This is a genomic window from Enterococcus durans NBRC 100479 = LMG 10746 (assembly GCF_001544215.1).
GTDB classification, from domain to species: domain Bacteria; phylum Bacillota; class Bacilli; order Lactobacillales; family Enterococcaceae; genus Enterococcus_B; species Enterococcus_B durans.
Genome location: NZ_BCQB01000011.1, coordinates 60,989 through 69,689 on the forward strand (window position 1 = coordinate 60,989; position 8,701 = coordinate 69,689).

Here is an 8,701-nt window from a genome sequence, read left to right on the forward strand (position 1 = left end):
TGAATGGCAGCAGACGCAACAATAAATATTGATGTAATGCTCTCTAACCTTCCGAATTTCAAAAACGACGTCTCTTTCGTTGATGACGTTCTGACGAAGCTAGGAATGAACACTGGATCAAAGATGGATGATTCATTCAAAAATGAAACGACAAAGATAGAAACAATTGCTAAGTCTACAAAAAAAGATGTAGACAATACTTTTGATAATCCAGTTAAGTTCACTATCAAAGCGGATAACTCAGATGCTGAAAAAGATGTCAAAGAAACAAAAGCTTTTTTGAAAGATATTCCGAAAAGCAAGATCACTGAACTCAAAGCAGATAACGATGGCGCTAGCTTAAAGATCAAAGCAACTAAAGAAGGTATTAGTGAAATACCTAAACAAAAAGAAACTATTTTGAATGCTGATGCCACTCAAGCAAAGTCTGAAACAAAAGAACTTGGGGAAACTGCTGAACGAACAGAATCGAAGTATATGAGCTTAAAGGACAAGCTTTCTATTGGTGCTGTGGCTGGAATTGCTTCAAGTGCAGTTCAAGTAATCACAGGTAGCTTTAGTGATCTTATTGGTGAAGCGATAGAAGCTTCTGATTCAATCGACAAATTCCGTTCTACTATGAAATTGGGGAAATTCGGCGATGAGGAAATATCAAAAGCGGCTAAAGAGGTCAAAAAATATGCAAATGAAACTGTGTATGATTTATCAACAATTTCAAATACGACCGCTCAATTAGCAGCAAATGGAGTCAAAAACTTTACTGAAGTAACAGAAGCGGCTGGTAACTTAAATGCTCAAGCTGGTGGCAATGCAGATAACTTTAAAGCAGTTGCGTTAGCGATGACTCAAACTGTTGGAGCTGGGAAGTTAACAACCGATAATTGGAATCAAATAGCTGATGCTATGCAGGGAGCTTCTGGCGTATTACAAGAAGCAATGAAAAAGAACGGTGCATACACAGGTAATTTCCGTGATGCAATGGAAAAAGGCGAGATTTCTGCTGACGAATTCAATAAAGCGATAGTGGAACTTGGGATGACAGATGGTGCAATCAAGGCAGCTAAATCAGTTGAAACCTTTGAGGGTGCAATTGGTAATTTACGAGCTGGAATTGTAACCGGATTGGATGACATTATTAAGCATTTAGGCAAAGACAAGCTTACAGGTATAATCAATGGCGCATCTGGTTCTGTTGTCGGGTTATTCCAACATGTTTCTGACGTCTTTTCTTATCTGGACAAAAACAAGTCCACGATTGGAAATATCACTGGCAACGTCAAAGATTTAGCAAAAGCGTTAGTCTCAGGAGCTTGGGATCAAGGAAAGGATATTCTCCTTGCTGTTGCAGATATGTTCGGTTTGATCGATGATAATACAAAGAAAATCAAAGATCCTCTCAAACAGTTGGATAAAATCATTGAAAACCTAGCTGACAATAAAGATAAAGTTGAATTACTGGGTAAAGCACTTGTGACTATGTTCGCAGTGAAAAAAGGTTTTGAATTCATTTCGATGATCAATCAAGCTCGTAAATCTCTACTTGAATTTACTGCAGTCGAAAAAGCAACTAGCTTTTTAAGCGGTGGTGGCCTTTCTTTTGGGAAAAAAGCAAGTACAAAAAATATAGGAAATGTGGGTGCTGAAATTGCTGAAACAATCTTACCAAAAGGTGGTAAAGGAGTCGCTACTATTGCTGATGATGCACTAGAGTCTGTTTCTAAACTAGGTGGGTTAGCAAAACTAAGTAAAGGAGTAAGCAAAGTGCTACCTTTTGCTGGGGTACTTGCCAGTGCAACTGAACTGTTGGGTAAAGGATCAGCTTCTTCAAAACTAGGGGCTTTTGGTGGTTCTTTAGGCGGAAGTGCGGCAGGAGCAGCTATTGGAACTGCTATTTTACCAGGAATTGGAACTGCAATTGGTGCAGGATTGGGTGGACTTGGCGGAACTGAATTAGGTAAAAATCTAGGGAAAGATATTGGCAAAGGATTTAAAAGCTATGCACCTAATTTAACGAACTTTTTGGGAGATATAGGGCATGATATAACTAAAAAATTTAGTAAAAATGTAGGATCAAATGCAAAAGAGCTTTCAAAAACTTACACCAAAGAGATGGAAAAACTTAATAAAATAGCTGTCAAAACACCAAAAGGCGATAAAGAATTAAAAAAACAGAAAGCCCAAACGACTGAAATATTCAAAGATATGTCAGACTCTATACAAAAATATTATAAAAAGAAAGAAAAATCATCTAAAAGTGATTATGATTATTTCGTTAAAAATGGATTAATGACCCAAAAAGAAGCTGACAAAGCCCTAGCTAAACAAAAGAAAAATGATGGTGAACAGAAAAAGAATCATCAAAAAGCTCTCAAGGCTATGCAAGTTTATTCTGGTGAACATTATGCCAATGTGGAAAAAATCGAAAAAGGTGGTACCAAAAAACTCCAAGATATCGCAAAAAAATATGGAAAAGATAGTAAAGAATATAAAAAAGAATTGAACAAAGAGTTAGAAGAAGAGCAGGAAAAATATGCTAAAAACATGAGTAAAGCGCAGTCTAAGCTGAACGAGCAAATTAGCAAAGAAACGAAAATAGCTTCGGGAAAACAGCTAGATATTTTGCAGGATTTGAAAGACCATAAGGGCAAACTCTCTCATGAAGAAATGAAAAATGCTATCTTAAATTCTAAAGAACAACGTGACACGATCATTAAAGATGCAAAAAAAACAGCAAATGATTCAATAAGTGCCGCTGATAAAAAATACAAAGAAACTGTTGAAAAAGCAGACAAAGAACGTTATGAAAATGGGACTATGTCTAAGAAGCAGTATGATGAGGTTGTGAAACAAGCAAAGAAAGAGCGAGATGATGCTGTCACAGCTGCTACTGAGAAAAGGGATAAATCAATAAAGAAAGCCCAAGAAACTCATAAAGAAGTAGTAGATCAAGCAACCCAACAGGCCGGAGAACACAAAGGTGCTGTTGATGGTGAAACAGGTGAAGTTGTAGGCTCTTGGGATGAAATGAAAACAAACATGGGATCCATTGTTGAAGGTGTCGCACACAGTATTGGCCATTTGATACATGCATTGAACAAAGATTGGGGAAACGACCTTATTAATTTCAAATTTGGTGCTCATGCAAAAGGTTCTAGTGGATTGACCGAAGACGAAATTTCTCTGGTTGGAGAAGAAGGATTCGAGCTTGCTCATCATCCATCTAAAGGTATTTTCCCTGTGGGTGTTAGCGGTCCAGAAATTCGTCCTCTGCAAGCTGGTACTTCAATTTTACCCCATCATATGTCTAAAGAATTCTTGGCAATGACAAAGGGGCTACCCGCACACAAAGACGGTGTCTGGGGTACTATCACGAATATGTTTGATTGGGTTAAAGATAAAGCTAAAGATGTATGGTCTTTCGTTTCAGATGGTGCCGGCAAAGCTTATGATACGATTGCTGATAAACTTGGTGTCTCTGACTTTTTAGATAACCTTGGTGATTCAGCTGAATATAAAGTTGCTGCAGGTGGTATCTCTAATATAAAAGATAAGATTATCGAATACGCACAAAACTTCTTTGATAAGTTTAATGAAGAAAATGGAGGCGGCAGTTTCGATGGTGCAATGGCAGATAATGTCTATAAGTATTTAGTAGATATTGCAAACCAAGCCGTTAGGAAATTCGGTATGAGCGGGATTACTTCAGGTTACCGACCAGGAGATCCATATTGGCATGGGAAGCATCAAGCGATTGATATTGCTTATCCATCAAGTATGAATGGTTCAAGCAAATATTTTGATCCTGCAAACTGGGTATTTGAGAATTTTGCTGATAAAGTTGGATATGTTATCACACAGGGAAAAGTGCGTGATAGAACTGGCCAATCAGGTCAACCAGCAACTGGTGCATGGGAGCCATGGCCAGATAATGATCATTACGACCATTTGCATATCACTGGTAAATTAGGATCGGGAGATATTTTCAAAGCAGGAGGCGGTAGTTCTCCTGCTGGTTCAGGTGCTGAAAGATGGCGAAGCCAAGTAATTGAGGCTGCAAAAATGGTCGGATTTCCAACAGATAAAGGGCATATAGACAGAATCATTAGTCAGATCCAAACAGAATCAGGCGGAAATGAGAAAGCTGTTCAAGGTGGTTATACAGATAGTAATACCATTACTGGAGACTTAGCAAAAGGATTGATGCAAACAATTAGTGCTACTTTCAATGCTTATAAGATGCCAGGTCATGGCAATATTTTTAATGGATATGATAGTATCTTAGCCGGTTTAAGATATATCATGGCTCAATATGGAACAGGTGCTGGCTTCTTTGCAAATATCGGAATGGGGCATGGTTATGCTGATGGTGGAGAAATAAATGGTCCTGAATTAGCATGGATTGGGGAAGACCCTGCTTATCCAAAAGAGTTTATGATAAATCCTGCTAAACCTTCTGCAGATGACTTGATTATAAAAGCAATCCGCTCGAGGGAACAATTTAGACCCGCTTCAGCAAATAATGTATCAAGCAATTCGAGTGGATTTTTAACAAGCGAAATTTCAGAAAGTTCACTTCAGAAGCTGTCTCAAGCTTTGAATAATCGTCCAGTTGAGGTAATTAGTCATCTAGACGGTAAAAAAGTCAGCAAAAGTGTAGATGAATATACTGGTTCATCATTAGCAAGAAAACTATATATGAGAGGAAAGAATTTCAATGGATGATAAAACATCAGTATTTCTCCAATTTAGTACAGGTAAATTTTACTTACTAGCAAATTACCGAATAAAAATCATTGATATAAAAATTGGGATGCCAGTACCTAAAAATGAATTTTCTTCTTATGCAGGTTCAGTAGGAAAAAAGCTGCTGACACACTCATTTGATTCTTTTCCTATTACTTTTGAATTTGATTATTTTGCAGACAACTTAAATGATCTTATTTTAACTGAAACAGAGTTGAGAGAATTGTTTAATAAAGAAGCTGAATACTACTTTATCTATACGAAAGAACCTGGTAAAAGATTTCCAGTGATCGTTGAGAGTATTACTATAACCAAAAAGGCATATTTTAAAGGAAATTGTGTTGTATCATTTTCCGCCTATAAAGGATATTCTGAATCGATGGCAACGACTTTATCTGATTTCAATTTGGATGAGGATTGGCAGTTTTCTCAAGGTCTAGTTTCTGAAGATTTTAGTTATACACACAATACTAGTTTCTTTAAGATTTTTAATGCTGGCAGTTTTGGAATTGATCCGAGAGAGTCAGATTTACGTATTACCCTCGAAGGAGAATCCGAAGGAAATGTTACCATCTTTAATAAAACAACGGGTGATCGCTTTATTTATTATCCATCACTTTCTACAAATCTCGGTCAGACACTAGTGTTGGATGGTGTATACCCAAAATTGAATGGTGTAAGCTGTGGTATTGATACAAACCATGGACTAATCACTTTAGCTGAAGGGGTCAATGAAATCGAAATTCAAAATATTACTAGAGTGAAATCTTCTTGGGATTTCCGTTTCTTGTATAAGTAGGTGATACTTTGAAAAACATATTAATACGCAATTATGAAGAAACAAAAGAGGAAATCCTTATTAACTACGATAAGGATTCTTTTTCTGTCTCGTGGCAACAAAATGAAACATGGGAGTTATCTGTTACTGTACCAAGGACAAAAGGAAATCAGATAACCTTCGACTTAATCGATTATGAAAACTATGTTGTATTTGACGGTCAACAGTACTCAATCAAACAGATGAGATCATATGCTTCTGGGAGCCAAATATATAAAGATGTAGTAGCCACCCACATTTATTACACCATTCAAGATGGCCGACAGTATGATACTGTTTCCGGAACAAAGTCGATTAATGACCTGTTGACTCATATTTTTAAAGCAGGAAATCGTGGATTCAGTTGGGAAGTGATTGATCCCAATAATATTTTCTTAAAGAAAGAACAGGAAAATTTTGGGAATGATAATTATTTAAATCTCATAAATGAGATTTTGAATGATTATGGTGCTGTTGTAATACCCAATAATAAACATTTAGTTTTTTATCCAATTTCAGAGTATGGAAAAACTACTGAACAACAGATTCGTTATAAATATAATACAGACGATGTATCGTTTGATATTGATACTTATGCCCTGAAAACACAAATCAAAGGCTATGGTAAGTTGAAAGAAAATGCAAACACAGACAATTTAAAAGATAGTGATTATGTCTTTCCTCCCGTAACTTATACGAGTGCTGAATCAGAAAAATGGGGCATTAGAATACAAGATCCAGTGGAAGACGAGAGTTACACAATTCAAAATAATATGCTCGTGTATCTGAAACAACAGTTACATGATTATCCAGATATTTCTGGTTCGGTGACATTGAAATGGGCTGTATCTCTTGATAAAGGAGATAAAGTCCTTTTTGTGTATGAACCTTTAAGTTTAAGTACCTATATCCAAGTTGTCGGTATTACAACTTATCCCGCTATCCCTAACAAAGCACCAGAAATCACATTGAGCAACACAAAGAAAACAATGACGTCGATACTCACTGAAATGGCGAAGAAAGGAGTGATTTGATGGGGTTATTAAAATTAATCAGTAACCGTATCTCTACGGAATGGAAAGAGAAATTTAATAAAAACATTGACTACCTCAATAATCTCGAAAAGAAACTGTCTGATCAAGACAAATCGACGAACAGTCGAATCGATAACTTAGTGCTGCATTCAGGTGGCGAATCGCCGAATGAAGTGGTTGATGCACGAGTTAACAATAAAGGGGAAGTTTTTGACACACTGCATGGCAGACTATTAGAACATGAAAACCTGTCAGAAGAACAAATTAGCGAACTGAATACAAACATGGATAGTCAAAAAGAGCAAGTTCAACAATTGAACAAGTCTGTCCAACAGATTATTGGTGGGTATAGTGAGCCAATAAATATGTACGTTTCAAAAAACGGTAGCGATATTTCTGGTGATGGATCTGAAGAAAAGCCATTTCTTACCATCCAAACAGCAGTCAATAATATTCCTCTGATTACAACAGGTTCTATTACGGTTTGGATTGATAGCGGAGTTTACTTGGAGGATGTGATGATTCAGAATCTAAATTTTACATCCTTTTTGATTCGTCCCATAGATAATTTCAATGCTATTGATCCCTCAAAAACAGATTTACCTGTCAAAGTTCGGTCCATCTGCTTCACTGCTTGTAAAGGCTATTGTCAAGTTGCTGGAATGCAAATTGTGGATACAGCAAACGGAGCAGACTATGGAATCAGAAATGAGCAGAGTGGCTATATGGCAATCAATAGATGTAAATTCGCAGAGAACACAAAAACACTTGCAAGATATAATGCAGTTTATGTCGGCGGAACATCAAAGATTAATATGTACGGAGACACGACGTTGATTAACCAGAAAGTGGCAATTTACGCTGTATTGATGGGTGAAATTTTTGTCAGTGCGTTTGGTTCAGGAAATGACGTAGGAATTTTGTGTGAGAATGGCACTGTACGAGGAACTGTATCAACTTCTTTTGCAACTACACCAACCAAAATTTCTGGTTATGGACTAGTTATCACGAAAGGTACGGTGTTGTCTTAATGGTATACAAAACAAATGAATCGCTCATTGTGATTCAAGCAGAAGCCATTAATCCAAACAGGACAGATGTTGTCTTTTGGTCGCATGACCGAGGAACAGCTAAGCTTCGAATGAAGTTAGTTCGGAAAAACGGCATCCCACAAAGCTTACCCGAAGGAACAACCGTTCCAATTCGTCTGATGTTCCGTTCTGCAACAGCAGAAGGCGGATATGGGAAACATGACTATCTCGCCACCATTGAAGATCGTGTAAATGGTATTGTGTCCATTGTGCTGGAAGATAATATTTCAGGCTATGTTGGAATAGTCGAGGGTAGTGTTTATATTGATTTCCCAAATGATCAGTCGTTAGACACGGCTGGTCGTTTTACTTTTGACATCAAACGCAGTCCGATAGATGATAGCACAACAGAGCTAGAAGATTATTATTTCAATGGTTTCAGTCAGACTATTGATAAAATTGAGCAGATAGTTTCTAATGCAAAGACAGAAATTGGTACTAAAGTGGCTGGGACAAAAAAAGAGTTTGATACAGAAGTTGAAAAAATTAAAACGTCAATCGGAGAAGCAAACCAATCTCTTACAACTCTGAATGGCGATATGACTGCACTTAGCGAAAAGATTACAGAAGCGGATCAACACTTTATAAATAAGGAAAGCGTTGAAGTAGGTCCTTTGATTTTCAAAAATACAACGATAACTACTCAAGATTGGAATAATATCACTGAAAGTGGTGTTTATTATTGTGCAGGTTCTTCGGGAATTAATGCACCATACACGGGCAAACTTTATGGATTACTAACTGTTTATAGTGAACAAGCAGTCACTATACAAAAATACGAATTTCAGAATTCTATTTACATGCGTACGTTTGCTGGTAATCCCGCAGCATGGGGAAATTGGAAAAAAGTTGCTTTGTCTAGTGAGGTGATGAATCTTACAGATCCGCAGACCGCACTTGGAGTAAAGAATTTTTCTGATGGTATTCAAATAGACGGTGATCAAGTAGTTAGTGAAAATGAACATACTATATATAAACTAGATAAGTCAAATAGCAACTCTTTTATTGATGGCTAC

At 37.0% G+C, this 8,701-nt stretch carries 4 protein-coding genes and 1 pseudogene; all 5 read left to right on the forward strand.

Annotation, left to right across the window (positions count from 1 at the left end; all coding sequences use genetic code 11):
• Nucleotides 1-3: 3 nt before the first annotated feature.
• The gene (locus tag ED2_RS04980) at nucleotides 4-4,722 is read left to right on the forward strand and encodes a tape measure protein (RefSeq protein WP_016176584.1); all 4,719 of its coding nucleotides are present in this window, start codon (nucleotides 4-6) and stop codon (nucleotides 4,720-4,722) included.
• Nucleotides 4,715-5,542, forward strand: a complete 828-nt coding sequence (locus ED2_RS04985; RefSeq protein ID WP_016176585.1) for a phage tail domain-containing protein — start codon at nucleotides 4,715-4,717, stop codon at nucleotides 5,540-5,542. Before ED2_RS04980 ends, ED2_RS04985 begins: the two co-directional genes overlap by 8 nt.
• Before the next feature lie 8 nt (nucleotides 5,543-5,550).
• Nucleotides 5,551-6,594, forward strand: coding sequence for a phage tail protein (locus ED2_RS04990; RefSeq protein WP_016176586.1), 1,044 nt, complete (start codon nucleotides 5,551-5,553; stop codon nucleotides 6,592-6,594).
• A complete protein-coding gene (locus ED2_RS04995; RefSeq protein ID WP_060789701.1) occupies nucleotides 6,594-7,625 on the forward strand; it encodes a hypothetical protein in 1,032 nt (343 codons plus the stop codon). The genes ED2_RS04990 and ED2_RS04995 overlap by 1 nt, the downstream gene beginning before the upstream one ends.
• A pseudogene (locus tag ED2_RS15980) lies at nucleotides 7,625-8,701 on the forward strand (BppU family phage baseplate upper protein); the annotation flags it as partial. The gene ED2_RS04995 and the pseudogene ED2_RS15980, both read left to right, overlap by 1 nt.

Bases quoted from the DNA above. Each gene is read 5' to 3' on its own strand.
- ED2_RS04980 (WP_016176584.1), top strand. From the start codon at position 4: ATGGCAGCAGACGCAACAATAAATATTGATGTAATGCTCTCTAACCTT.
- ED2_RS04985 (WP_016176585.1), top strand. From the start codon at position 4,715: ATGGATGATAAAACATCAGTATTTCTCCAATTTAGTACAGGTAAATTT.
- ED2_RS04995 (WP_060789701.1), top strand. From the start codon at position 6,594: ATGGGGTTATTAAAATTAATCAGTAACCGTATCTCTACGGAATGGAAA.